Source organism: Pedobacter sp. N23S346, assembly GCF_048515415.1.
In the GTDB taxonomy this organism is placed as follows: domain Bacteria; phylum Bacteroidota; class Bacteroidia; order Sphingobacteriales; family Sphingobacteriaceae; genus Pedobacter.
The window spans coordinates 18,661-45,028 of the sequence record NZ_JBLYEE010000009.1 but is presented as its reverse complement, the minus strand read 5'-3'; the positions used below and the strand labels follow the sequence as shown (position 1 = coordinate 45,028).

The 26,368-nt window shown below is 36.5% G+C and carries 28 protein-coding genes; 20 read left to right on the top strand and 8 right to left on the bottom strand.

The features are described from left to right. Window positions 1-16: 16 nt before the first annotated feature. The 3 genes from ACN1CD_RS15940 to ACN1CD_RS15930 form a co-directional block, all read right to left on the bottom strand. On the bottom strand, window positions 17-685 hold the full coding sequence (locus ACN1CD_RS15940; protein ID WP_419131381.1) for a TerD family protein: 669 nt from the start codon (window positions 683-685) through the stop codon (window positions 17-19). Between the two features lie 16 nt (window positions 686-701). Further along, entirely contained in the window at window positions 702-1,277 is a 576-nt protein-coding gene (locus tag ACN1CD_RS15935) for a TerD family protein (RefSeq protein WP_419131380.1), read from the bottom strand. A gap of 472 nt (window positions 1,278-1,749) precedes the next feature. Continuing rightward, a complete protein-coding gene (locus tag ACN1CD_RS15930) occupies window positions 1,750-3,315 on the bottom strand; it encodes a L,D-transpeptidase family protein (RefSeq protein WP_419131379.1) in 1,566 nt (521 codons plus the stop codon). Window positions 3,316-3,585: 270 nt separating this feature from the next. Between ACN1CD_RS15930 and hisG the strand changes: the two genes are divergently transcribed. The 10 genes from hisG (at window position 3,586) to ACN1CD_RS15880 (ending at window position 12,775) form a co-directional block, all read left to right on the top strand. Beyond that, complete coding sequence (gene hisG, locus ACN1CD_RS15925) at window positions 3,586-4,437, top strand: ATP phosphoribosyltransferase (protein ID WP_419131378.1); 852 nt, start codon at window positions 3,586-3,588, stop codon at window positions 4,435-4,437. Window positions 4,438-4,497: 60 nt separating this feature from the next. Beyond that, entirely contained in the window at window positions 4,498-5,829 is a 1,332-nt protein-coding gene (hisD, locus tag ACN1CD_RS15920) for a histidinol dehydrogenase (RefSeq protein ID WP_419131377.1), read from the top strand. A gap of 84 nt (window positions 5,830-5,913) precedes the next feature. Continuing rightward, entirely contained in the window at window positions 5,914-6,957 is a 1,044-nt protein-coding gene (gene hisC, locus ACN1CD_RS15915) for a histidinol-phosphate transaminase (RefSeq protein ID WP_419131376.1), read from the top strand. Further along, entirely contained in the window at window positions 6,954-8,087 is a 1,134-nt protein-coding gene (gene hisB, locus ACN1CD_RS15910; RefSeq protein WP_419131375.1) for a bifunctional histidinol-phosphatase/imidazoleglycerol-phosphate dehydratase HisB, read from the top strand. Before hisC ends, hisB begins: the two co-directional genes overlap by 4 nt. Before the next feature lie 254 nt (window positions 8,088-8,341). Next, window positions 8,342-8,989, top strand: coding sequence for an imidazole glycerol phosphate synthase subunit HisH (hisH, locus tag ACN1CD_RS15905; protein ID WP_419131374.1), 648 nt, complete (start codon window positions 8,342-8,344; stop codon window positions 8,987-8,989). Window positions 8,990-9,047: 58 nt separating this feature from the next. Beyond that, a complete protein-coding gene (hisA, locus tag ACN1CD_RS15900; protein WP_419131373.1) occupies window positions 9,048-9,797 on the top strand; it encodes a 1-(5-phosphoribosyl)-5-[(5-phosphoribosylamino)methylideneamino]imidazole-4-carboxamide isomerase in 750 nt (249 codons plus the stop codon). A 165-nt stretch (window positions 9,798-9,962) separates the two neighbouring features. Then, entirely contained in the window at window positions 9,963-10,718 is a 756-nt protein-coding gene (hisF, locus tag ACN1CD_RS15895) for an imidazole glycerol phosphate synthase subunit HisF (protein ID WP_419131372.1), read from the top strand. A 91-nt stretch (window positions 10,719-10,809) separates the two neighbouring features. Beyond that, window positions 10,810-11,412 (top strand): bifunctional phosphoribosyl-AMP cyclohydrolase/phosphoribosyl-ATP diphosphatase HisIE, encoded by a 603-nt coding sequence (hisIE, locus tag ACN1CD_RS15890; RefSeq protein ID WP_419131371.1) that lies wholly within the window; start codon window positions 10,810-10,812, stop codon window positions 11,410-11,412. Window positions 11,413-11,457: 45 nt separating this feature from the next. Further along, a complete protein-coding gene (locus tag ACN1CD_RS15885; RefSeq protein ID WP_419131370.1) occupies window positions 11,458-11,826 on the top strand; it encodes a hypothetical protein in 369 nt (122 codons plus the stop codon). A gap of 49 nt (window positions 11,827-11,875) precedes the next feature. Next, entirely contained in the window at window positions 11,876-12,775 is a 900-nt protein-coding gene (locus tag ACN1CD_RS15880; RefSeq protein WP_419131369.1) for a WD40 repeat domain-containing protein, read from the top strand. 80 nt (window positions 12,776-12,855) lie between these two features. On the opposite strand, the gene ACN1CD_RS15875 is transcribed toward ACN1CD_RS15880, so the two are convergent. Together ACN1CD_RS15875 and ACN1CD_RS15870 are read right to left on the bottom strand one after the other, a co-directional pair. Next, a complete protein-coding gene (locus tag ACN1CD_RS15875; protein WP_419131368.1) occupies window positions 12,856-13,062 on the bottom strand; it encodes a hypothetical protein in 207 nt (68 codons plus the stop codon). 70 nt (window positions 13,063-13,132) lie between these two features. Further along, on the bottom strand, window positions 13,133-13,918 hold the full coding sequence (locus ACN1CD_RS15870; protein WP_419131367.1) for an NlpC/P60 family protein: 786 nt from the start codon (window positions 13,916-13,918) through the stop codon (window positions 13,133-13,135). Window positions 13,919-14,024: 106 nt separating this feature from the next. On the opposite strand from ACN1CD_RS15870, the gene ACN1CD_RS15865 reads away from it, so the two are divergent. From ACN1CD_RS15865 to ACN1CD_RS15855, 3 genes are all read left to right on the top strand, one after another. Then, on the top strand, window positions 14,025-14,480 hold the full coding sequence (locus tag ACN1CD_RS15865) for a universal stress protein (RefSeq protein WP_419131366.1): 456 nt from the start codon (window positions 14,025-14,027) through the stop codon (window positions 14,478-14,480). Window positions 14,481-14,495: 15 nt separating this feature from the next. Beyond that, window positions 14,496-15,743 carry a serine hydrolase domain-containing protein gene (locus ACN1CD_RS15860; protein ID WP_419131365.1) on the top strand — a complete coding sequence of 416 codons (1,248 nt, stop codon included), beginning with the start codon at window positions 14,496-14,498 and terminating at the stop codon, window positions 15,741-15,743. A gap of 149 nt (window positions 15,744-15,892) precedes the next feature. After that, complete coding sequence (locus ACN1CD_RS15855; RefSeq protein WP_419131364.1) at window positions 15,893-16,435, top strand: adenylate kinase; 543 nt, start codon at window positions 15,893-15,895, stop codon at window positions 16,433-16,435. 46 nt (window positions 16,436-16,481) lie between these two features. On the opposite strand, the gene ACN1CD_RS15850 is transcribed toward ACN1CD_RS15855, so the two are convergent. Beyond that, a complete protein-coding gene (locus tag ACN1CD_RS15850; RefSeq protein ID WP_419131363.1) occupies window positions 16,482-16,832 on the bottom strand; it encodes a 4Fe-4S dicluster domain-containing protein in 351 nt (116 codons plus the stop codon). Between the two features lie 79 nt (window positions 16,833-16,911). On the opposite strand from ACN1CD_RS15850, the gene ACN1CD_RS15845 reads away from it, so the two are divergent. The 5 genes from ACN1CD_RS15845 to dnaJ all read left to right on the top strand — a co-directional run bounded on the left by ACN1CD_RS15845 (window position 16,912) and on the right by dnaJ (window position 21,002). Next, window positions 16,912-17,928, top strand: a complete 1,017-nt coding sequence (locus ACN1CD_RS15845; RefSeq protein ID WP_419131362.1) for an acyl-CoA reductase — start codon at window positions 16,912-16,914, stop codon at window positions 17,926-17,928. Between the two features lie 92 nt (window positions 17,929-18,020). Further along, window positions 18,021-18,224: a fructose-6-phosphate aldolase gene (locus ACN1CD_RS15840; protein WP_154282148.1), complete on the top strand. Its 204-nt coding sequence runs from the start codon at window positions 18,021-18,023 to the stop codon at window positions 18,222-18,224. A gap of 1 nt (window position 18,225) precedes the next feature. After that, window positions 18,226-18,909, top strand: coding sequence for a cell division ATP-binding protein FtsE (locus tag ACN1CD_RS15835; protein WP_419131361.1), 684 nt, complete (start codon window positions 18,226-18,228; stop codon window positions 18,907-18,909). 249 nt (window positions 18,910-19,158) lie between these two features. Beyond that, a complete protein-coding gene (locus ACN1CD_RS15830) occupies window positions 19,159-19,740 on the top strand; it encodes a nucleotide exchange factor GrpE (RefSeq protein WP_419131360.1) in 582 nt (193 codons plus the stop codon). Window positions 19,741-19,832: 92 nt separating this feature from the next. After that, window positions 19,833-21,002, top strand: coding sequence for a molecular chaperone DnaJ (gene dnaJ / locus ACN1CD_RS15825; protein WP_419131359.1), 1,170 nt, complete (start codon window positions 19,833-19,835; stop codon window positions 21,000-21,002). Window positions 21,003-21,293: 291 nt separating this feature from the next. Here dnaJ and ACN1CD_RS15820 read toward each other — a convergent pair whose 3' ends face one another. After that, window positions 21,294-22,250: a hypothetical protein gene (locus ACN1CD_RS15820; protein ID WP_419131358.1), complete on the bottom strand. Its 957-nt coding sequence runs from the start codon at window positions 22,248-22,250 to the stop codon at window positions 21,294-21,296. A 324-nt stretch (window positions 22,251-22,574) separates the two neighbouring features. On the opposite strand from ACN1CD_RS15820, the gene ACN1CD_RS15815 reads away from it, so the two are divergent. Further along, complete coding sequence (locus ACN1CD_RS15815) at window positions 22,575-23,150, top strand: 2'-5' RNA ligase family protein (protein WP_419131357.1); 576 nt, start codon at window positions 22,575-22,577, stop codon at window positions 23,148-23,150. Between the two features lie 9 nt (window positions 23,151-23,159). On the opposite strand, the gene ACN1CD_RS15810 is transcribed toward ACN1CD_RS15815, so the two are convergent. Next, window positions 23,160-25,580, bottom strand: coding sequence for a BamA/TamA family outer membrane protein (locus ACN1CD_RS15810; RefSeq protein WP_419131356.1), 2,421 nt, complete (start codon window positions 25,578-25,580; stop codon window positions 23,160-23,162). On the opposite strand from ACN1CD_RS15810, the gene ACN1CD_RS15805 reads away from it, so the two are divergent. After that, the gene (locus ACN1CD_RS15805) at window positions 25,571-26,317 is read left to right on the top strand and encodes a TrmH family RNA methyltransferase (RefSeq protein WP_419131355.1); all 747 of its coding nucleotides are present in this window, start codon (window positions 25,571-25,573) and stop codon (window positions 26,315-26,317) included. The genes ACN1CD_RS15810 and ACN1CD_RS15805 overlap by 10 nt on opposite strands. The last annotated feature ends 51 nt before the right edge of the window (window positions 26,318-26,368 follow it).

The following is a 26,368-nucleotide window of genomic DNA, read 5'->3' as shown; positions in this document are numbered from 1 at the left end:
TAATTTTTTATAAATGCTATGCATCTACGTAATTCTTTAAAATCTCCAGGAAACTATCTGTTTGGTGTGGTTCGCCAATGGCCCTGAATTTCCAGCCACCATCTTTACGGTAAGCTTCGGCAAAAACCATCGAGCACATACCATTTAACGATGCATCACCAGAAAGGCTATATCTCGTTATTTCTTTTCCATTGGCATCAACAGCCCTTATAAATGCATTTTCAACCATGCTAAAATGTTGATTATTCTGCCTGCCCTGGTAAATGGATACGATGAAAATTATTTTTTGATAAATGGTGTCCAATGCATCTAACTTAACGATGATCTGCTCATCGTCGCCATCGCCGGCACCTGTTCTGTTATCTCCGGTTAGCCAGATGTTTCCAGAAGGATGCCTCATGGAATTGAAGAAAATCACATCTCCTTCAAATAAACCAACCTGACGCCCGTTTTGATTAACGGTTCTACCCAGATTAAGGACTTTATTATTGCCATCAAGCAAGAAAGCTATGGCATCCAAATCAAATTCTTCTTCTTTCGGGGCGAATAACTTACCGAAAAAACCAGTGTTTTTTTGACGAACGTCCCATCCTAAACCCATGGTAACCTTCGATAAATCGAAAGTTTCTCCTTTATCATTTTTGCGGAGATCAATAGTTTGACCCTTTACTAAATTTATAGCCATAAAGCGTATTTAGATATTATTTAATAATCTGACCTTTAAAATATTTTGACAGGAAAAAAGATAAATCTTCCTTATATCCTATACCAGAAGCCTCAAACTTCCAATTGCCCTCGCGTTTGTATAAGCGACCAAATTCTACACCTGTTTCAATAGAAAAATCTTCGCCCAATTCGTACTTGGCAACTTCTTCTCCATTACTATCATCTACAATACGGATATATGAATTTCTCACTTGTCCGTAATTTTGTTTACGGCCTATGGCATCATGAATAGTTACCACGAATAAGATTTCTTGAATCTGAGGATCAACCTTGGATAAATCAACCTGGATACTTTCGTCATCGCCATCAGCACTATTGCCTCCGGTTGGATCATCACCTGTATGGTGCAATGCCTGATCAGGAGAATCGGTATTGCCATAAAAAATAAAATACTCTTCAACTGGAATCAATCTATTTGAGTTAATCATAAATGCCGAAGCATCCAGGTCGAAATCATAACCAGTACCTTCATTCGGGTCCCAGCCTAGTCCAACGGTGATCTTCGATAATCCAATATTAATTTTTTGTCCTTTTTGTAGATTGATAGCCATTATTAATTTGATTTTTTATAAAATATAATTGTAAAAAATGAGATGTAAATTATTGATATTTCGATTTAGCGCAATAAAGTGCAGAAGAAAAGAACAAGTTACCTTTTAAAGTACATGTAATTTGACAGTAATGATGTGGAATGGCTACAGCGACGGGAATTGAGCGTTAATTTTTATATCCTGTAACCCTGATTATTTGTTTAAGTGTCTACAAACAAATATATTATTTAGGAACTAAATTCCAAACGTAATTTAGAAAAAAAGTAAAGACGGTTCCAAAAACAAAGATATTGTATTTAAGCAAAATGCGCTTATCATAGTTAAGATCAGCGTTAGTAAGTTAATTTTACTTATGGTAAAGTTACTAACCTTCATATTAGAGGTGCTATTAAAGTTAGTAACTTGATTTACTGATTAAAGTTACTAACGCTCCTATCGGACGTCTATTAGCATCAGTAACTTTAAATATTATCTACCTAAATTTTTTCATCGCCACCCAAAGTTTTTCGTCCATCTGATAAACGTCAGGGCGATACTCGATATGATCATTTTGTGCCCAGGCCGTAAAGTAAGTAATCAATAAAGGCACGGCTTTTTTTGGTCCGAACCAGGCTGGTTTTAATTGAAATGCTTTTGTAGTATCAGCCTTTGCTGCCTGCCTTTTTTTATACCATTTCACATGCGTACTATCTATTGGCGGAAGGTCAACTTCGGCTCTTAATTTATCATAAGTATAACTATCTCCTACCAGTTTTTCTGCAAATTCTAATGGCTTTTCTATGCGCACACAACCATGACTAATTGCCCGGTTAGTTAGGTTAAAACCGTTCTTATTATTGGTATCGTGAAGATAAATACTAGAGCCATTATCGAAGATAAATTTAAACTTTCCAAGTGCGTTTCCACTACCCGATCCTTGCTTGAATTTGAATGGCAATTTGTCTCTCGAATAGCGGTTCCAATTGATGGTATCAGGCTCACCAATTAGCTTGTCTTTATAGTAAACTTTGATGTTGCTATTTGATAAATAATAAGGGTCTTTTCTGGCCATCCAGTAGATCTCACTTTGCGCAATACTAACTGGAATATTCCATACTGGATTAGCCTGAATAGAGTTAATTTTACTAAACAATAAAGGCGTCTCATGATTTTTCGGTTTATCATCTAAATTACCAGATTTTGCGAAAGCTTTTAGCTTATCTTCATAGCCGTTTTCACGCTTCCCACCTACGCAAACTTTCATGCTGATTACGGTATCAGCTTTATCAAACCAGGTCAATTTAAAATCAGGTATATTAACCTGAACATAATTGGATCCGGTTTCAGGCATTTTCCACCTAAAACGCTCCATATTGAGCAGCAAGATTCGTTTTTCGCTATCTGTATTTGCATTTAAGTAAGCGCGTTGCAAGCCTTTGTATTGCGCAGACGTGGGCTGAACGGCCCTTAGTGTATCTAAAATACTTTCAGAAGCCAGTAATTTAATCATCCCGGCACTATCCGGACGCTTTACCTTAATATAGTATCTCGAAAAGATATTTCGGGGATTCACTACACCATATTTTAGGAAGTTATTATAGTTCAAATAGGCATTGGCGGAAAGTGCTTCCAATTGGGCAATAACAGGATAGGTCTCTTCTACCTTTTTAAAATTGTTATCAGAAAGCTCCTTTAACAGGGATTTAATTTGCTCAACCTTAAATATTTCGGGATTAAAACCATGTACCCTACTATTTTCTAAATAAGTAGTCAGCGAATCTAATTCCCCATTGGTGTAGAATTTTGTAACCAACCTGGGTTCACGATGGTTTTCCTCATAAAAAGCTTTAACCGTTTTCGGATTGATGAATCCATTGGAAAGACTATCCAATGTTTTAACGAAAATACTGTCATAAGCAACTGTATCGAAATCTTTGTAAATCTTGTTCTTAAAGTGTTCTGAGAGCACTTTTCCAATTTCAGGTGGCGATTTAAACCAGTTACAAGCTGAAACACATATAATAATAGGAATAATTAGAAAGCGAAAATTTTTCAACACGTCATTTTTAGGGCAAAATAGATTTAATTATCTATGAAAATATAAATGGCAAATTAAGTGCCATTATTTTTTGATTTACCATTTCAAACACTATATTTGCCAACGCTAGTCAGCTAAAGCATTGATATTGGCAGAAATATATTTATGAACTTAACTTTGAACCATCACTTACATTTGCACCATCGCCGTTAGGCGATATGATATGTTTGTTTTGTACTTCAAAACTTTTTTTCCGTAAAATACTTTCTTGTTCACTCTATATTCAATACTTTGAAAACACTTAAAATTGCTATCCAGAAATCGGGTAGGTTAAACGAAAAATCCGTTGAAATATTAAAAAACTGTGGCCTTTCCTTCGAAAACTACAAAAGTTCACTGATATCAACTGTTACCAACTTCCCATTAGAAATCCTTTTCCTTCGTGATGATGACATTCCCGAGTACGTACAGGATGGCATTGCCGATTTGGGTATTGTAGGCGAAAACGTAATTGTAGAAACTAAAGCTGAAGTAAGCTATTTACAGAAACTGGGCTTTGGGAAATGTACACTTAAAATTGCTGTTCAGGCAACGAGTGATATACAAAATCTGGAAGAACTAAATGGTAAAGCCATTGCCACTTCTTATCCTATCATTCTCGAAAAATTCTTAGCAGAAAATGGCATAAAATCTGATATCAGAACCATTTCCGGTTCAGTAGAAATCGGACCAGGATTAGGCTTGAGTGATGCGATTTTTGATATCGTTTCTACAGGCGGAACGCTAAAGAGCAACGGACTAAAACCCTTCGCAGATGTAATGCAATCTGAAGCCATTTTAATCGGTAATAAATCAATCGCCGACAATCCGGAGGTAGCAGAATTATTGCAAAGAATCCGTTCAGTACTTAGCGCAAAATCAAATAAATATGTGGTGCTAAATGTATCAAAAGATAACCTTCAAAAAGTTGTTGATTTATTACCTGGTGTTAAAAGTCCAACGGTAGTTCCTTTGTTTGAACCTAACTGGGTTGCGGTACATTCTGTAATTGCTGAAGAAGATTTTTGGGATAAAATAAACAGCTTAAAAGCTGCCGGTGCAGAAGGTATTTTAGTAATGCCAATTGAGAAGATAATCACCTAAAAATAGATCAGAATCATATAAATTCACATTAACTAATAGTTAATTTAAAATTATAACACATTGAAAATCTATAATTACCAAGATTTATCTAATCAAAAAATTAAATCGCTGTGTTCGCGACAAATTGAGGATGATAAATTGATTGAAGAACGTGTCGCAGACATCATCGAAACAGTAAAAAAAGATGGGGATAAAGCACTCTTTAATTTTGCAAAAACCTTTGATAAAGTAGCGCTGGAAAAACTTTTTTTAGATGCTGAAGAATTAAAAGCAATTGCTTCAACCATACCGGATGAAGCAAAACAAGCAATCAATACCGCTTATCAAAACATTAAAACATTTCATCAGTCACAGTTAAAAATTGAAGACAAAGTGGAAACTATGCCTGGTGTGGTTTGTTGGCGTGAATCAAGAGCAATTGAGAAGGTTGGTCTTTATATTCCAGGAGGAACTGCAGTTTTACCAAGCACTTTTTTAATGCTTGCCACACCTGCAATAATTGCTGGATGTAAAGAGATTATTGTTTGCTCTCCACCACAAAGTGATGGCAAGACCAATTGCTATCTCGCTTATTGCGCAATGCTTTTAGGCATAGATAAAATATTCCTTGTTGGAGGTGCACAGGCAGTTGCTGCAATGGCATTCGGCACTGAAACCGTTCCACAGGTTTATAAGATCTTTGGTCCGGGCAATCGTTATGTTACCATAGCCAAAACAATGGTACAAAACAAGGTGGCAATTGATATGCCTGCTGGCCCATCTGAAGTTTTAGTGATCGCTGATGAGACTGCCAATCCGTCATTTGTCGCCGCAGATCTACTTGCACAGGCAGAACATGGTATTGATAGTCAGGCTATTTTGATTTCTACTTCTAACGAGATAATAACTGAAACATTAAAAGAAATTGAAAATCAGCTTGATATATTACCAAGAAAGAATATAGCAGCCAAAGCAATTGATAATTCTTATGCAGTTTTAGTAGATAATTTAGAACAGGCAATGGATTATTCAAACGAATATGCCCCTGAACACTTACTATTAGCTACAGAAAGCTTTGAAAGCCTTATTCCGCTGATTGTCAATGCAGGATCAGTTTTCTTAGGAAATCTTACTCCAGAAAGTGCCGGTGATTACGCCTCTGGAACCAACCATACTTTGCCTACAAGCGGATTTGCAAAAGCCTATTCTGGTGTATCTTTAGATGCATTCGTAAAAAAAATCACCTTTCAACACGTGTCACCCGTGGGTTTAGCGAATATTGGCCCAACTGTTGAAACACTTGCAGCCGCTGAAGGATTGGAAGCACACAAAAATGCAGTGAGTATTAGATTGAATTTTGAGTCCGGAGTCGGAAGTCCGAAGACAGGAAAATTTAAAAGAGAAAAAAAATAAAACAGTAGAAGAAATAAAGTAGAAGCTTAAGGCCCCATGCCTATCCCTTTTACCTTTCAGCTTTTACCTTTTACCTTAAAAAAAATGGACATCAACGAATTAGTAAGAGATAATATAAAAAACCTTCGCCCCTACTCTACAGCAAGGGACGAATTTAAAGGTCAGGCATCAATATTTCTGGATGCCAATGAGAATAGTTATGGTTCCCCTTTACCTGCAAATTACAACCGCTACCCAGATCCATTACAATTGGATTTGAAAGATGCTATAAGTAAAATTAAGGGCGTACCTATTGAAAATACTTTCCTTGGAAATGGTAGTGACGAAGCCATCGATTTGTTGTATCGTGCGTTCTGTAATCCAGGAAAAGATAACGTAATTATTCTTCCTCCAACCTATGGAATGTATGAAGTTTCTGCCAATATAAATGATGTAGAAATTCGCAAAGTAAACCTGCTTCCAAACTTCCAATTAGATCTGGAAAAAATTGCAGAAACGATTGACAAAAACACTAAAATAATTTTCATTTGTTCGCCAAATAATCCGACAGGAAATTCAATTAACCGAACTGATATTGAAACGATTTTAGCCAACTTCAAAGGCATCGTTGTGATCGATGAAGCGTACATTAATTATGCAAAACAAAAGACCTTTATTCAGGAGTTAACCGAGTACGGAAACCTGGTTATTTTGCAAACTTTTTCTAAGGCCTGGGGGCTCGCTGCTTTGCGTTTGGGTATGGCATTTTCTTCGACAAAAGTGATCGATGTTTTGAACAAGATTAAGCCACCATACAACATCAATCAGGCTACACAAGATTTAGCTTTTGAGGCAATAAAAAACATTGCTCAAGTGAACAATTGGATCAAAGAATCTGTTGCAGAAAGAGAACGACTTTCAGCCGAATTAAACAGCCTGGAAATCGTAACAAAAGTTTACCCATCTGATGCTAATTTTATCTTGGCAGCCGTAACCGATGCAAGTAAAATTTATAACACTTTAGTCGATCAGGGAATCATTGTTCGCGATCGTTCAAAAGTGACATTATGTGAAGGATGTTTACGCATCACTGTAGGTACAAAAGAAGAGAATGATCATTTATTAAATGTGCTAAAAAACATATCATGAAAAAAGTATTATTTATCGATCGGGATGGAACGTTAAACATTGAGCCAGATGATGAACAAGTAGACAGTTTTGCAAAATTAAAATTCTATCCGCGTTCCCTTTATTACCTTTCAAAAATTGCTAGTGAGATGGATTATGAATTGGTAATGGTGACTAACCAGGATGGACTTGGAACACCATCAAATCCTGAAGAGAACTTCTGGCCGATCCATAATTTTATGCTGGATACTTTTGCTGGTGAGGGCGTGCATTTCAGTGAAGTGGTGATCGACAGAACTTTTGCAAAAGATAACGCGCCTACCCGCAAACCAGGCACTGGTTTACTTACAAAATATTTAACGGGAAATTATGATCTGGAAAATTCATATGTAATCGGCGATCGGTTAAATGATGTGGTGTTGGCAAAGAATTTAGGTGCAAAAGCGATCTTTCTTCGTCAAAATGATGCGCTGGGTTCTACAGAAGCTTTAGATAAGCATGAGACCTTATTAGATATTATTATCCTGGAGACGCAGAAATGGGAAGATATCTACAACTTGCTTAAAGCCGGCAGTAGAAAAATTAACCACGTTCGTAAAACCAATGAAACTGATATTACCATCAATCTGGATTTAGATGGAACAGGAAAAGCCAAAATCGAAACGGGTTTAAACTTTTTCGACCATATGCTTGATCAGATTGCCAGACACGGAAGCGTAGATTTGGAAGTTATTGCTAAAGGCGACTTACATATTGATGAACATCATACCATTGAAGATACCGGGATTGCACTTGGTGAAGCTTTTGCTAAAGGTTTGGGCAATAAGCTTGGGATTGAACGTTATGGCTTCTGCTTACCAATGGATGATTGTTTAGCACAGGTGGCTATCGATTTCGGCGGCAGAAACTGGATTGTTTGGGATGCTGAATTTAAACGCGAAAAAGTTGGCGATATGCCTACGGAGATGTTTTACCATTTCTTTAAGTCTTTCAGCGATGCAGCTAAATGCAATTTAAACATTAAAGCTGAGGGCGATAATGAACATCATAAAATTGAAGCTATCTTTAAGGCCTTTGCAAAAGCGATTAAAATGGCCATCAAACGTGATGCAGAGAAAATGGTGTTACCGAGTACCAAGGGGGTGTTGTAACCCCCCCAGCCCCCTAAAGGGGGAGCAGGCGAAAAGGGAATAGCATAAATCGGTCAAGAAGGAAATAGCATAAATAAAGTTTTAAAAGAATTACACAAAATATGAACTTTGGAAATTCAAATTCCACTTTAGGAGCAGAGGAGTTAAACGATAGCACTTCAACTCCCCTTCACGGGAGCTATAAGCAAGGTGAAAATAGCAATACCAAGTAAAAAAGATGACAACTAATCTTGTAAATAGTTATGCAAACTGATATGAACTATAGCACTTCAACTCCTCCTTCAGGGGGCCGGGGGGTAGGAATAGTAAACTATGGCGCTGGCAATATCTTTTCCCTTACCGCAGCTTTAGAGCGCTTGAACGTAAAATACGGAATGGTAAATACTGAAGCTGATTTGGAAAAATACAGCCATATCATCATTCCTGGTGTTGGTCACGCAGGTGCAGCGATGGAGAAATTAAAGAATACGGGGTTAGTTGCCGCCATCAAAGCGTTAACGAAACCAGTTTTGGGCATCTGTGTGGGCATGCAGTTAATCACTGAGCATTCTGAAGAGGGCGATGCAGAACTTTTAGCAATTGTTCCGGTGAAGACTAAAAAGTTTGATCAATCACTGAAAATTAAGATCCCACATATGGGCTGGAATGCAATTAGTGTAAATAACAACGGCCTGTTTGAGGGCGTTGAAGATAATACACAATTTTACTTCGTGCATTCGTACTTTATTGAATATAACCCTACTTTTGACATTGCATCTGCAGAATACGGATTAAGGTTCTCAGCAGCAGTGCAAAAAGATAATTTTTATGGCGTTCAGTTCCATCCCGAAAAATCGGGTAAAGCTGGTGAACAGATATTAAAAAATTTTTCAAACTTGAATGGAGGAGATCTCAAAATTTAGATTTGAGTTTACATATCCTGAATATTAATTTTTCGCTTTTAACTTTTAACTTAAAAATATGTACATAATTCCTGCTATTGATATTTTGGATGGTAAAGTGGTTCGCCTGCGTGAAGGTGATTACAACCAAAAAACTGAGTACGATGTTTCAATCGCCGAAATGATTGAAAAATACCGTTCTAATGGAACAGATTTTATCCATATTATTGATTTGAATGGCGCCAAAGGTGATTTCAGTAACCAAAAGTCACTTTTCGAAATCATTAAAAAAACGGAAATGAAAGTGCAGTATGGTGGTGGCATCCGGACTATTGAGCAGGTAACCAATTTGCTTGATGCAGGAATTCACCGCGTGATCGTAGGCACCCAGGCCATCACCAACCCGGATTTTTTACAACAACTGAGTGAGGCTTTCGCCAAAAAAGACGATTATGCAAACCGCATTGTGATTGCTATCGATGTGTTGGATGAAGTGATCAAATACTCTGGCTGGATGGAAAGTTCACCAATCAAATTAATGGATTACGTAGATAAATGCCTTGCTTTAGGTTTCTTCCGCTTCTTATGTACCGATATTAGTAAAGATGGAAAGTTAGGTGGTGCAGCTGTTGAATTGTATAAAAAACTGCTGGAGCATTCTCCAATGATTAAATTAATTGCATCAGGCGGTGTGAGTTCAATGGAAGATATTGATGAGTTGGCGAAATACCCAATTAGAAGTGTGGTGGTTGGAAAGGCAATCTATGAAGATAGAATTACCGTTGAAGAGATTAAAGAATGGAATTTGAAGGCGCTTACAAGCATATAACCCAATGATTAGTATAATAATTCGACGCAATGCTCAAGCGGTCATCATGCTGAATTCATTTCAGCATCTTTAATGCAAAAAGGCCCTGAAATGAATTCAGGGTGACGATGAGCCTAAAGCGCCCAAATATGTTAACGTGCCTCGCAATGACGAAAAACCAAGCAGATGCTGAGTAAAAGAATAATTCCCTGTCTCGATGTAAAAGACGGTCGTACGGTAAAAGGTGTAAACTTTGTTGATTTACGCGATGCCGGCGATCCTGTAGAACTGGCTGCTCAATATGCGCAGCAAGGCGCTGATGAGCTGGTCTTTTTAGACATTACCGCCACACATGAACGTCGTAAAACGATGATTGAGATGGTAAAGTCTGTAGCAAGGCAACTCAATATTCCATTTACTATTGGTGGCGGAATTACAGAAATTGCCGATGCAGAAGCTTTATTGAATGCTGGTGCAGATAAAATCAGCATCAATTCTGCCGCAGTTAGAAATCCAAAACTGATTGAAGAATTGGCAAAAACCTTTGGTGTTCAGTTTGTAGTTTTAGCCGTAGATACAAAGTTTGTTGACGGCAAAAACATGGTTCACTTAAATGGTGGAAGATTAATCACTGAATTAGAAACTGAAAACTGGATTAAACAGGCAGAAGATTTAGGTGCAGGAGAAATTTTGTTAACATCAATGGATCATGACGGTACAAAAGCCGGTTTTGATTGCGGTTTGTTAGGACGGGTTAACCAAATGATCAACATCCCAATCATCGCTTCTGGTGGTGCAGGAAGTATGGAACATTTTACGGAAGTTTTCCAAAAAGCCAATGTGGATGCCGCACTCGCAGCATCTGTATTTCACTATGGCGAAATCCTGATACCTGATTTGAAGCAAGAGTTGCGAGGACATGGAATTCCCGTAAGATTATAAATTACTAAATACACTCGTCATTGCGAGGCACGAAGCAATCTATTTTGCTAGAGATTGCTTCGTACCTCGCAATGATGGCAACATCATAAAAATGAATATCGATATACAATCCCTTGATTGGGATAAAACAGTTGGCCTACTTCCTGTAATTATTCAGGACCATAAAACCCTGGAGGTCCTAATGCTAGGCTATATGAATGCGGAAGCTTTAGAAAAAACGCAAGATGAAGGTAAAGTAACCTTCTTTTCCCGCTCGAAAAACCGCTTGTGGACAAAAGGAGAAACCAGCAATAACTTTCTTTACGTAAAAGAACTTTACATAGATTGTGATAATGATACCATCTTAATCAAAGCAGATGCCGTTGGCCCGACTTGCCACACGGGTAGCCGCAGTTGCTTTAAAACTGAGTTTAATCAGAATTTCATTTTTGAACTGGAAAACATCATCAATCATCGCTATGAAAACCCTGTCGAAGGCTCGTACATTAACAAAATGCGCAGCAAAGGTTTAAACAAAATTGCGCAGAAAGTTGGCGAAGAAGGAGTTGAAACGGTAATTGCTGCACTTGCTGAAACGGAAGAGGAATTAATAGGTGAAGCATCTGACTTAGTTTTTCACCTGCTATTTTTATTGAAAGAAAAAGGTTTATCCATTCAGGATATTGCGAAAAATTTAGAGAAAAGACATCAATAAGTTGCGAGTTACCAGTTGTAAGTTACCGGTCAAACCGCTTAAGAAATGATAGATATTTTTAGCACCATTTTAAACTCTAAAACCAAAATTTGGCATTTTCTTTTGGTATTTATAATTTCTACTTTGACATGTTTCTTATCATACATCTTACTTATTCCTATTATTTATTGGGGCGCTTATGGGGAAGGTGCTGAATCAGCAAGAATTGAGGCTTTACCAATTAATGTATTTATTGGCGAGTGGGGTGCCATAATTTTTATCATTTTAACTTTAATTATTTTGATGGGAATTAATCTAAAAAAACATAAAATTGAAAGGACAAAATCATTTTTACTGACATTATTTATTATAGTACCTCTTTATTTCTTTAGAAATCCAATTATTGATTTACTAATTGAATTAGAAATTTTCTAAACTATCTACAACTTAACCCGCAACTTGTAACTCACAACCTCTAACACCAATGCTTAAACACTATAAAACCCTTTCCGGTCATCAGAATCCTGTATATGCTTTAGCTAATTCAGATCAGGAAGAGATATTTTTTAGTGCTGGGAATGATAAAGGTGTTGTAGAATGGTCACTGGCAACAATGGCTTTTGTAAAGGTTAAAATGCCTGTACAGAGCTCTGTTTATCACCTTCACTATTATAACAATCAGCTTTTTATTGGAGAACGCAGTGGCGCTTTTAGTGTTTATGATTTCAAAGAAGAAAAAGTAACGATAAGGATAAATGCTCATACCAAGCCCATCTTCAATATTCAAACGGTTAAAAGCAAAAACGAACTATTAACTACTGGCGAAGATGGTTCAGTTGCCGTTTGGTCGCTCAAAGATTTCACAGAAATTTATCGTTTTCAGGCTGCTTATGATACCGTTAGGGCAATTGCGATCTCGCCCGACGAAACTGAAATTGCATTCGGATGTAAGGACCATTTAATTAAAATCTACAATCTTGCCGATTACAGTTTAAAGCAAAATCTGGAAGGACACACTTTACCCGTAACTTCTTTAGCATACCATCCGAATGGAAAATATTTGATTTCTGGCAGCAGAGATGCACAACTGAAGGTTTGGGGCTTGCCTACTTATAAATTATTGCAAACCATTCCAGCACATCTATTTACGATATACGATATTGCTTTTCACCCTACCCTACCCTATTTTGCCACGAGCAGTCAGGATAAAAGCATTAAACTTTGGGATGCAGAAAATTTTAAACTATATAAAATTCTAAGTTTGGAAAAAGCAGGAATCGGCCATACACATTCCATCAATAAAATAATGTGGAGCAATAATGGAAAGTTTTTGATTTCAACTGGCGATGACAGAAAAGTAATGGTTTGGGAGATAGAAAATTAAGACTTATCCGCCAACAACGATATAATCTACTTTGTAATGATTTAAAAATTTTAGAAAATCCTCAAAATCTTCAGAAATGATCATTTTTGAACAATAATTTTTCTAAATTTTGTTTTATCCATTTTTTGCCCTGGTTTTAGCGTTTGATTAACTAAGAAAGTAACTGCGGAAATCCTCTCAACTAGAGATTTAGAAAGCCAATAGTTTAAATCATCAGCCGCCTGATCATGTTCATACATGTTAAATTTACGCACAATCATTGCCATTTTCCTAACTTTAGGCTCCATAAGCTAAATATTGATACTAACAAATATAACGAAATTTACAATGATTTCTCTACCGTTTAGATGTAAAAAGCTATTCCACAAAACGTTTAATAATCCTTAACTTATGACTGTAAATTCCTAATTCCCGATTAAAAATCCCCTGATCATCTATCGGATCAATCTTTACCTTTGCAGAAGCATGAATGATTTCATTAGGGCTTAACATGATTCCGACGTGAGTAATCTTCCCCTCTTCGTTGTCAAAGAATGCCACATCGCCAGGTCTGCATTCTGCTAAAAAGCCAACCAGTTCACCTTGTTCTGCCTGTTGCGAAGCATCCCTGTTTAATTTGATATTCAATAGTTTAAAAACCGTTTGCACAAAGCCAGAGCAATCCATCCCGAACAAGTGCCTACCTCCCCATAAATACGGTATATTTTGAAAGAATTTAGCCGTTGCTTCAACCTGACTTTTAAAATCGCTCTCTGCACGATCATGAGGCTCAAAGTTTAACCTGAATTTCTCTTTACCTACATAACAATGTCCATCAGCAAGATATGGCAAATTACTCCCAGGGCTCAAATGATAAATACTGCCATCAGCAGCAATTAGCTCATTATTAAAACTTAGCGGAGACAATAACTTGCAATCTTGCAGGTCTACGAATTGATCCTGAGTGATAGCTGCCAGCTGTCTAAAATCCATCCATCCCTGATAACCATCATAACCGTTTTGGATTAACCACCAACGCTCATCTTTCTGGATAATCTCTACCTGTTCGCCGAATAAAAGCTGCGATACTATTTCTGCCCGATCTGAAGGTTCTGCTCTTAAAGGCGCTACAGCGACCCTGCAAATCCCATATTGATTTTCCATCTGTTATACTTGTTAAAGATTGAGTAAAACTAATAAATTACGGCTATTGCATAACATTCTGAGCATAAAATTGTTATTTTTATGATGATCATTTAATCTACTAATTATGAATTTTAAGAAAATATTAATTGCGGTTGATAATAGTACCTGTTCGGAAAAAGCAGCGAAGACTGGTTACGACATGGCCGAAAAATTTCAGGCAGAGGTGGCGCTGGTGAATATTATAGAACCCGTTCCGGCAAATGTAAATCCCGACTTAACGCTGGCTCCTGTATTTCTAGAAACCTACGATAACAGTGAAGAAAACAGCCATATTTTATTAAAAGAAATCGAAAATAAATATGGTAATGGTATTCCAACAACCTATCTAAGTGTAGTAGATACCGCTGCACATGGCATTATCCAACAATCTGACGAATGGGGTTCTGACCTTATTGTAATTGGAACCTATGGCAGAACAGGATTATACCACTTTTTAATGGGAAGTGTGGCAGAACACGTAGCACGAAAATCTGCCTGCCCTGTGCTGATTATTCCGAATAAGTGGGATGTAGCTGAATAAAGAAATATAAAACAGATGAAAAAACTATTTTCCCTGTCGGTATTGTTTGTCTTGCTGACATTCAATGCCTTGCAAGCACAAACAAACGGCAATCAGTTTTCTAAAGAGAAACTCAACAAAATTGATCAACTCTTTAAACAATACCTGGATAGCGGTTGGATAAAAGGAATTACCGCAAACATTTCTATTGAGGGTAAAACGGTTTACAACAAGGCATTTGGCAATCAGGTGGGAAGACCATTTAAAACTGATGACATTCTAAGAATAGCCTCACAAACCAAAGCGATTACCAGTGTTGCGGTAATGATGCTATTGGAGGAAGGAAAATTTTCATTGGATGATCCCATTTCCAATTACCTCCCAACCTTTAAAAACCCTACTATTTTAGATAAGTTCAACCCGAAAGATTCCACTTATACCACCAGGCCTGCAAAAGGCGAAATCACTATTCGTGAATTGCTCACCCATACCTCCGGACTTGGATATGCGCAAATTGGCTCACCTGAAATGCAGGCCATTTATGCAAAGGCAGATATTTCAGCAGGATTTGTTAATCATAAAAAAAACCTAAAAACCGATATTGATAAATTAGGTAAACTTCCACTCTCATTTGACCCTGGCCAAAAATGGCAATATAGCTTGGGAATGGATGTATTAGGCAGGTTAGTGGAAGTAACTTCAGGTTTAAATCTTGATCAGTTTTTTAAACAGAGAATTTTCATTTCGCTGGGTATGAACGACACTTATTTCGCTTTGCCTAAAAATAAACAGTCAAGATTATCATCCGTTTATACCGAAGATTCAAAAACCAAGGAAGTTAAACCCTGGAAAGATGGCGCAGTAAATGGATCAACCATCAATTACCCCATCAATGAGAATGGTTATTTTGCAGGTGGCGCTGGCTTGGTTTCTACCTCTAAAGATTATGGAATCTTTTTGCAAATGCTTTTAAACGGCGGCGAATACAAGGGTAAAAGAATTCTATCAAAAAACAGTGTAGCCTTAATGACGAAAAATCAAATTGGCAATATCCCATTTGGAGATAACTATTTTGGTTTAGGCTTTGAAATTGTTTCGGATAAGGGAAGCAAAAAACTTGGACAAACAGCAGGTTCTTATGGATGGGGAGGATTTTTTGGTTCAACTTATTGGGTAGACCCTAAAAAGAAAATGACAGCACAAATTTACGTTCAACAATCACCATTATCTCACGGACAATTGCCTAATCAGTTTAAAGCATTAATTTATCAAGATGCTAAATAATTGAGGTATTGGAAATGATTTAAAATCTAAAGGATAATATTGAATCTGATTTTGCAAAGAAGTGCCATTTGCCTGTAAACCTGTTTTTCACCTTTTGGAATGTCCCAAATAAATGCGATGTTTGAGATTAAGTTTTCCAATCAAACAAAATGAAAATTCATTTATTTGGAGCTTCTGCTTCAGGCGTGACCACTCTTGGCATTGCACTCGCAAAGAAATTAAATATCCCCTATTTCGATAGTGATCAGTATTTTTGGCTGCCTACGGATCCACCTTTTATATCAAAACGCGATCCTGATGAAAGAAATCAACTTATTAAAACGGCTTTATCGAAAACAAATCACTGGATTTTTGGTGGCTCAAGCGTAAGTTGGGGCAACAATGTATTTCCCGAATTTGATTTGATTGTATTTCTCTGGATTCCACCTGAAGTGAGAATGAGGAGACTGAAAGAAAGAGAGTTTGAAAGATATGGATCAGCCATTTATGATGATCCTGACCGCATCAAAAAGTATAATGAGTTTATAGAATGGGCAGCCCAATATGATATTGATCCAAAGGCATCTGGCTTTAAAGGTAGATCTTTACAAGTACACGAAGACTGGATAAAGGGTTTGAATAAGGAAGCATTGGAAATTAGAGGAGATTTTAGTGTAGAAGAAAGAATTCAGAAAATCATGAAATTTCTTTAAATTAAAAAGGCGCTAAAAAGCGCCTTCACATTATATTTTCTTAAGCTTAACCCTCTTGATGTAACCAAGCTTTTTTAGCCAATAATTCTTCTTCTGTTTCGCGGATATCTTCATCATCCACACAACAATCTACCGGACAAACAGCAGCACACTGAGGCTCATCATGAAATCCTTTACATTCAGTACATTTATCTGATACAATGTAATACACTTCATCAGAAACTGCTTCTTGTGTGGAGTCAGCCTCAATTTGTTGATTACCGAAATCAATGATACCTTCCAGGTTTGTACCGTCAGAAAAACGCCAGGCAGTACCGGCATCGTAAATTGCGTTATTAGGGCATTCCGGTTCGCAAGCCCCACAATTTATACACTCATCTGTTATTTTAATCGCCATGTCTTCGTCTAATTCTTTTGCTTAAGTTACCTTTGCGCTTGCAAAGATAAGATTTAATCAATTAATAATAATTCTAAATATGTCAGTATTAACTCAGGATAAAGCAATAATAGCATTTAAAGCACTTGGCAAAAAGCTCGCTAATCCTACTGATGTTTTAGGAGATTCTATTTACCAGGTGCAAAACAGCAACGCGTGGTTTACATTAGAGAATATTGAGCGGTCTATACTATCTTTCTCAGAGATGTTAAATAATCAAGATGTTGAACAATGGTTCAAAACAGCCAGCTTCACATCCTCGCCAAAAAAAGTGGGTTTAATCCTTGCCGGAAACATTCCTTTGGTTGGTTTTCACGATGTTTTATGTGTTTTAGCTACCGGAAATATTGCCCTGATCAAGTTATCTTCATCTGATGACAAACTCATTAAAACAGTTATTGCAGCGCTTAATAATATTGAACCTGCATTTCAGGATAAAATAGAATATGTAGAAAGGCTAAAAGATTTTGATGCGGTGATTGCCACAGGGAGCAATAATTCTTCGAGGTATTTTGATTATTATTTCAGCAAGGTTCCTAATATTATCAGAAAAAATAGAAATAGTGTGGCTGTTTTAGATGGAACAGAAACTCCTGAAGAGATAAAGAACTTAGGTGCAGATATTTTTGACTATTTTGGTTTAGGCTGCAGAAACGTTTCAAAGATTTTTTATCCGAAGGGATATGACATTGCTAACTTTTATGAAGGGATTGAGGAATATAGCAACATTATCAACCATTTTAAATATCAGAATAACTATGACTATAACAAGTCTATTTATCTGGTAAATGCAGCAAAACACTTTGATAATGGATTTTTATTACTCAAAGAAGATGAAAATTTAACTTCTCCCCTGGCCGTGTTATTTTATCAGGAATATGAAAACCTGACATTTGTAGAGGAGCAGTTAAATACAAAAGCCGAAAATATTCAGTGTATCATTACTAAAACACCATTAAGTGTTCAAACTTTCAATTTTGGAGAAAGTCAGCATCCAAAACTTTGGGATTATGCAGATAATGTGAATACAATTGAATTTTTAAATACCCTGGCCTAACGATTTTTAAGCTGAATTAAATGAGATAAGTGGCAGAGCCTATTCGTCTTTTGCCTTTCAGCTTTCAGCTTAAATAGCTATTTTTGAAAACAATGTATATCGTAAAAGTTAAAGGCATAGCCAAAATTCCTGATTATGTACAGCTAAGAGATGAAAAATTTACGCTCTTGGCTTATTTTCGGGTAGACAGACCAGATAAATCCTTAGAAAAGTTAGGGCTGGCAGAAAAACAAGATTACATTATGGAAATGATTAAAAATTTGCCTTTTGGGCAAATTGCTAAATTAGAAATATAGAATGGCAGGAAACGCAGTAATTCACTTAAGCAATGTTGATGTTTTTCAACAGAAACACTTAGTACTTTCAAACGTAAATTTACATATCGAAAAGGATGAATTCATCTTTTTAATCGGTCAGACAGGTTCGGGTAAAAGTAGCTTACTAAAGATATTATATGGCGATTTACACATTGGCAACGGCGAAGGAAACATCGCCGGTTTTGATTTAAAAAACTTAAAAGAAAGCCAGGTGCCTTTTTTACGCCGTAAATTGGGTGTAGTTTTTCAGGATTTCCAATTACTAACCGATCGTACCATTGAGAAAAACCTTGAGTTTGTATTAAGAGCGACTGGCTGGAATGATCCGAAACTGATTAATGAACGCATTAAAGATGTGTTGGATAAGGTTGGTTTACGTTCGAAAATTAAAAAAATGCCGCATGAAATATCCGGAGGTGAGCAACAACGAATTGTAATTGCCCGGGCTTTGTTAAACGATCCGGAGATTATCCTTGCCGACGAGCCAACCGGAAACTTAGACCCAGAAACATCAGAGGAAATTGTTACCCTCTTAAAGCAAATTAGCCAGGCTGGAACCGCAGTTTTAATGGCTACTCACGATTATCACATTATTCGTACCTTCCCATCCCGCATTATTAAATGTGAAAATGGGGTAATACTCGAAGGTGCTAAAATAGCTTAGAGATTTTAAATTTTCAGCATTACGATTTTAGATTTGCATCAAACTTAAAAGCTGATGCTAAAGCTAAAATCGTAATGCTATACTCTATGTTCATCCATCTCGTTTCTGCCAAAATCGTATAGCTAAAAATCGACAATTGTAAATCCGCTGTCAATCTGTTCAGCTAAATTCAAATAAATCTGCCAGCTTGGCTGATTTACGTTAATGGCAAAATAGTTGACGTTAACAGAAAAAATTCAGCCTAATATTATGTTTAATAAGAAAAAAAATAAAGATAAAGACGAAAATATAATGAATCCTGAAAATACACCGGAAAATGCTGCTGAAAATGTAGAGGATACTGATGCTCCTGTCAATGAGACAGAACAAGCGCCGGAATTATCCATAGAAGAAAAATTACAAGCTGAAGTTCAACAGCTTAACGATAAATATTTACGCTTATATGCTGAGTTTGATAACTACAAACGCCGTACACAAAAAGAGCGCGTAGAACTATTGCAAACTGCTGGTAAAGACGTAATTGTATCTTTATTACCAGTGTTAGATGATTTTGACCGTGCTTTAAAAGCAATGGAAACTGCAGCAGATGTGGCACCTGTTAAAGAAGGAATTCTTTTAGTAAGTACAAAATTAAAAAATACACTTTCGCAAAAAGGTTTAAAAGATGTTGAGAGCATCAATGCGCCTTTCAATACAGACTTCCACGAAGCCATTACTAATATTCCTGCACCCACAGCCGATTTAAAAGGAAAAGTAATTGATGAAGTGGAAAAAGGTTACACCCTTAACGATAATGTAATCCGCTTTGCTAAAGTTGTAGTTGGAGCATAAATTAATTATTGAATTTAGAATGAGCGAGTGATGGAATGGTTTATACATTCAATAATTCAATCCTTCAATAATTCAATCATTTTAAAAAGAAGATGAGTAAAAGAGATTATTACGACGTACTAGGCGTTACCAAGAGTGCCGCAGCCGAAGAGATAAAGAAAGCCTATCGTAAGATGGCGATTAAATATCATCCGGATAAAAACCCTGGCGATAAAGCTGCAGAAGATAAATTTAAGGAAGCTGCAGAAGCTTACGAGGTGTTAAGTAATGCTGAAAAAAAACAACGCTATGATCAGTTTGGTCATGCCGGTGTTGGCAGTAGCGCATCAGGAGGTTATGGTGGTGGCGGTAATATGAATATGGACGATATCTTCAGCAACTTTGGAGATATTTTTGGTGGACATAATCCTTTCGAAAGCTTTTTTGGCGGCGGCAGTGGCGGTGGCCAGCAACGTGGTGGCCGAAGGGTATCGAAAGGCACAAACTTACGTATTAAAGTAAAGTTAACCCTCGAAGAAATTGCTCATGGTGCTGAGAAAAAAATTAAGGTTAATAAACTAATTGTTTGTAAAACCTGTGATGGTTCTGGTGCAAAGGATAAATCTTCTGTAAGTACATGTGGTACTTGCGGCGGTAGCGGACAAGTAAGACGCGTTACAAATACTATTTTAGGCCAGATGCAAACGGCATCTACCTGCCCTACTTGTAATGGTAGCGGCCAGCAGATTACGTCTAAATGTACAGTTTGTCATGGTGACGGTGTGGTACGTGGTGAAGAAACCATTACCATTAACATTCCTGCGGGTGTCAGTGAAGGCATGCAGTTGAGCATGAGTGGAAAAGGAAATGCAGCGCCAAATGGCGGTATTCCGGGAGATTTAATTATTTTGGTGGAAGAAACGCCACACGAAACTTTAAAACGCGAAGGAAACAATATTGTTTATGATCTGCATTTGAGTTTTGCCGATGCTGCATTAGGAATTAGCATTGAGGTACCAACTATTGACGGAAAGGCAAAAATCAAAATTGAACCTGGCACACAGAGTGGAAAATTATTGCGCCTTAAAGGAAAAGGATTACCAGAGGTAAATTCTTACCATAGAGGAGATGAAATCATCCATATCAATATCTGGACACCAAAAGCATTGAGCAGTGAAGAACGTAGTCTATTAGAAAAACTACGCGAATCGCCTAACTTTAAACCGCAACCTGGTAAAAACGACAAAAGCTTCTTCGAAAGAATGAAAGAATATTTTGAGTAATTAATTTCAATATATATTAAACCGATGGTGCAAACCATCGGTTTTTTTTTGCTCATTATGCTCTTAGAATTTAACAAGTCGAAGAGATAAATTTAGGCTGGTTGGTGAGACACCAACCATTAGGTTAAAATGTTTTGGCCCGCAGATCAAAACGATTTCGCAGATTTTTCCTCCTTGCTTCTGCACGATCTCCTAAATCTGCGGGACAATTATTGACTAATGTAGGTTTGCCACCAATCAGCAAAACCTTCGCAATCATTATTAAAATAATCTAAATATGCTATCCAATTATTAGTCTACAAAATAATTATAAGTGGTACGCATATAATCATATTTCCTAATCAAATCTTCGGCATGATCTTCGGTTAATTTGCCAGCTGCCGAAGCATCTCTTATTGCTTTTTTAGCCTCAATCAGATAATCTTTAAAACTTTCATTAAAAGTTTTAAAAGAGCCATCCTTGCTTGGAAATTTTGTAGCATCAGGCGCATCCATTTCTGTATGCTTCGTATTTTGTGCCACTAAAGCTTCGTAAGCTGATTTTATTTTATCCTCATCTGCTTTAAAATTTTTGGATCCGACAATCAGTTTGTTAAAGTCCCCTACTGCCTTCCGATCATCTTTCATCGCAAAGATATATTCCTTCAAAGGATGAGTTTTCAGGACAATTCTTTCTGCATCATCACCAATTACCTCAAGTTTCGCTAAAAGATTCTCATCGTATTTATAATAAGTTTTACTCATTGAATAAATGGAATCTATTAGCTTGTTTCCTTTAGCGCTCTTGTCATCTTTCCAATCTTCAGCTTTTATATAGTCGTCCAATGATTTATAGGTGTCCTTAATTTTTGTAAGTGTCTCATTCAAACCTGCCACATTTTCTTTAAAGTATTTCTGATCATCACTGCTTAATGCTGATGGTGGCGTTTCTGGTTTAAGTTTTGAATGGCTTAAATCCGATGAGGAATAAGGCGAAACTATGCCAATAAATGCAAATCGATCATTCGGATTCGCCAATCCCTTAGCCAATTTCTGCAAGTTTTCATCCATTCTTTTTAGGTATGCATTATTCTTATCGGTTAAACCGACTAAAACATTGTTATATTCCACAATTTCATTGGCATCATCATTACCAGCATCTGCATACTCTGTTTTAGTTTTAGTTTCATTGTCTTTTTTATTTCCACTTTTGCAGGCCGTAAATGAGATTGCTACAGCCACAACTAGTAATTTAATAGGAAACTTCATGTTTAAGTGTTTTTTAGATGTATGATTAATTAGTTTAAAAAGCCTAACTTTAAGGCAACTAATAAACAATAATACAAATAAGTTGTTTGATCGGAAAGTAAATAATTCCGAATAATACCTGATATGATCGCTTCAATGATAAAGCTGCAATATATAAGTCTGAATACGACACCCGAATGAATTGGTAGTCTGCTGATTACATCTATGATATAAATTGCAGCCCTTATCTACTAAAGCCCCCTTTGGAACAAGCATATTAACGAACTCGAAACACCTGCAACCCATCTCAAAATCATAAATTTGCGATATTAATCATTATCATTTATGGAGAACCTGTTTTTAATCTGCTTAATTCCACCGACTTCAATTATTGAGGATATTGATGAAATCAGAAACTACATTGCCGACAAATTCAAAGTTTACGAATCATTGAAACGCCCCGCACACATTACACTTTATAATCCTGTTAAAATTACTTCCCGAGATACCGAGGAAAGGTTTTTCAATGCCTTATCGACTGCTGCTTTCACAGATTCCTTCACACAGGTACTCTTAAATTTTAATGCTTTTCCCCAGCATACCTTCTACCTGGAGGCGGAACAAAATCCTGGTATAATGAATCTTCAAAGGCAAATTAAGAAAGCCCTAACCCCGCTGAAACTTGATTCTCAAAGAGAGAATTTTAAGTTTACCCCCCATTTAACGCTGGCTTTCAAAGATGTAAAACCGCCTGTTTTTGAATCAATCGTTAATACCTTTAAGGATAAAAAATTTAAGAGAACATTTACCGTTTCCGGGTTTTATGTTTACAAGCATATCGATAAAAAATGGCAGCCATATAAGGAATTTCCATTTAAAAACCCTCAGGATAATCCTGCGACCAAAGATCTCTTCAGTTAATGAACTCGCTTAGAACGGCATTCCAATTCCGAAATTATATTGTACAAAACGATAAGTATCCGGACCATGCGAAGCATTGTAATTATTTTTGAATTCTTTAGCCCCTGAAAATAACTTGCTGATTACCCATTGCTCTGACCCTAAAAATTGAGGATCTTTTAATTTTAAACCAATATCAAACCTGAATACAAAATATTGAACATCATACCTAAAGCCAACACCTGTTCCAATAGCCACTTGCTGTGCAAGTTTGCTGAGTCTGAACATTTTTATTTCTGAATAAGGATCTTCAGGATTTTGAGTTAAATTCCATACGTTACCCATATCAACAAATGCGGCACCTTTTAACGTTGCTCCGAAAAATTTTTTCATCAACGTATACCGATATTCCAAATTTGCTTCTAATCTTAAATCCCCTAATTGATCTAATCCAAATAGTGCCTGACGCTCGACATCTGAACTTAACACTTCACGATTATAGTTTCCAGGCCCTAACGTTCTGGCTTGCCAGGCTCTAATTCCATTAGATCCGCCAGCGAAAAACTTTTTTTCAAATGGAATTGCTATAGAGTTACCATAAGCATAACCGACTCCAGAATTTAACCGTGCTATAAATTGTCTATCGCCACCTAGATGTTTGTACCACCTGATATCAACTTCAGGCCGGATATACTGATTGTATGGTAAGCCAAAAATGGTTCCATAATCCCTTAAAGTAGAACTGCCTTCTAAGAAGTTATTTGGGTCATGCTTAGATCCAGTAAGATTCGAAACTACGCGTAGCATATTGCCCGCTATATCCATAGCACCTCTGAAGTAAATAAAACTTCTTAGTTGTTGCAACTTGTCGGCGTTAAGAGAATAAGTATACTTCATACCTAACGTAAGATCTTTTCGACCTAATAAATCAATATAATATCTATTATTAAGCTGCGTAACCAGATCTATATTTTCTGTCTGGAGATTTCCAAATCTATATTCGAAATTGAATGGTGTAAAAGAGTGAAGTTTTGATTTCGTCTCTACCCAATCGTAAGTAATAGAGTTAATTAAAATCCGACGGGTTAAAATGTCTTTCTGTAAGGCATAAATATAGCTGGATGAAAAAGTGGTATGAGGCATTCCGTTTCCACCAAGTTCTGGATTATAAAAGGGAATGATTAATCTCGGCACAGAGATACTGGCACTAACCGAAAAATCACGTTGGTAAATATCTTTGAAGGGTTTTGAACCGTTTCCTATACGGGATTGCAAACCACCCTTAATCTGCAATTCGAATCGCTCAGCGCCTCTAAAGAGATTATTATTGGTATAGGTATTACTCAAATTGAAGCCCACTGTACCGCCATTAAAAGGAACCTCTCCTTCAACACGATTGCTCATCACCTTTTGTGGCGTCAATAAAATAATTGGAATAAGTTTATTCGATGTACTGTCTTTGTTATAATAATCAATTTTAACATTTTTGAAAATATTCAATTCATAAAGACGGTCGAAAGTTAAATTCTCATTCCTGATATCAAACATCTCTCCCTTTTTTAGAAAATCATACCTCACTATCGGGTTTCTTCTGTAGCGTTTAGAAAAATCGGTAAAAATAATACCACCAACGGTGTCTTTACTTAATTTACTTCTCACCGAATCTGGAAAACCATCGGGACTAGGCGCAATCAGCATGTGCGTATAATCGATGTTATACTGTTTATGTGGTCCGCTTGGTGGGTTAGTAATGTTTAATCTTAGATCAACCTTTTCTGGCTTATCGGTTTCAATCACATCAAAATTTACATAAGGTCTTAGAAAATAAAAATATCCATTTTCTTTCATCACGCGATAAATCTGCTCACGCTCGTAAGTAAGCGAATCTACATCATATTGCATACCATTATGTAAACGGGTAAAAGTTGGTTTAACATTATCGTAAACATTGTTTACATTTTTAGTGAGAATCGAATCCGATATTTTATCAATATATGATGGCTTACCTTGATTAGCTATAAAGTTAATTTCTGCTTTTTTATCCTTTACCTTAATGTCAGCCTTAACTTTTGCCGCGAAATAACCTTTACCAACTAAAAACTTTTGAATCTGATTTCTGGAGATTTCAACCAACGTACTATCTAAAATTGCTGGTGGAGTACCAAAGGGCCTGATGTTGTTCGTTTTATATCTTCCATCTTTGGTATTGAAGAAATTATATAGTGGCACGTTAATACTAAAGGCGGATGGTGGTCTGATATCCTTCTGAACATAATTATAGGCCTGCTCTTCAAATCTCTTGTCAACACTATCTATAGTAACTTTCTTAACAATTGATTGATAATCTGCTATGTATTTTGTAGATGAACAAGCTTGAATTAAAACAATAAATAATAGTAATATTGCAAGACTTTTCAGTTTAGAATATATAAAGGGTTGGTATGCTTTCAAAATCTCAGATTAGTTTTATTAAATCATTACATCAAAAAAAGTTTCGTAAAGAAAGCGGCTTGTTCATGGTTGAGGGCATAAAGTCTATAAAAGAGTTTATCACATCCAACTACCAGATCGACACCATCTATTACGTTAGTGAGCAATATCAATTTTTACCCAAATTACCTGCAAATATAACTTTATTTGAAGTAAACAACGCTGAATTAGGTAAGATTAGTACTTTACAAACGCCACAAGGTTTTTTGGCATTAGTGAAAATGCCAGAAACTAAATCTGTAGCTAAAAATGAACTCAAAAATAAGTTCACACTGGTATTAGATGGGGTTCAAGACCCCGGGAATATGGGTACGATTATCAGAACTGCCGACTGGTTTGGTTTTGAAAATATAATTTGTTCTCTGGATGCTGTTGAAGTTTATAATCCTAAAACCGTACAAGCTACCATGGGATCTTTAGCACGTGTTAATATTTTTTATCAAGATCTGCCTGCATTTTTAATCGATATTGATATCCCTATTTTCGGCGCTTTATTAGATGGTCAGTCTATTTATAAAACCCATTGGGGTAATGAAGGTTTAGTGATTTTAGGTAATGAAGGAAAAGGAATTTCAGCGGAGGTGATTGAAAAAATTAACCAGCCGGTAACTATTCCTCGGGTTGGCAAGGCTGAATCATTAAACGTGGCCATAAGTGCAGCAATTTTTTGCACTGAAATAGTGCGAGTTAGAAATTAAAAAGATATTTATTGAGATATTATTTGCGGAGTAAGTTATAATTGTTATTTT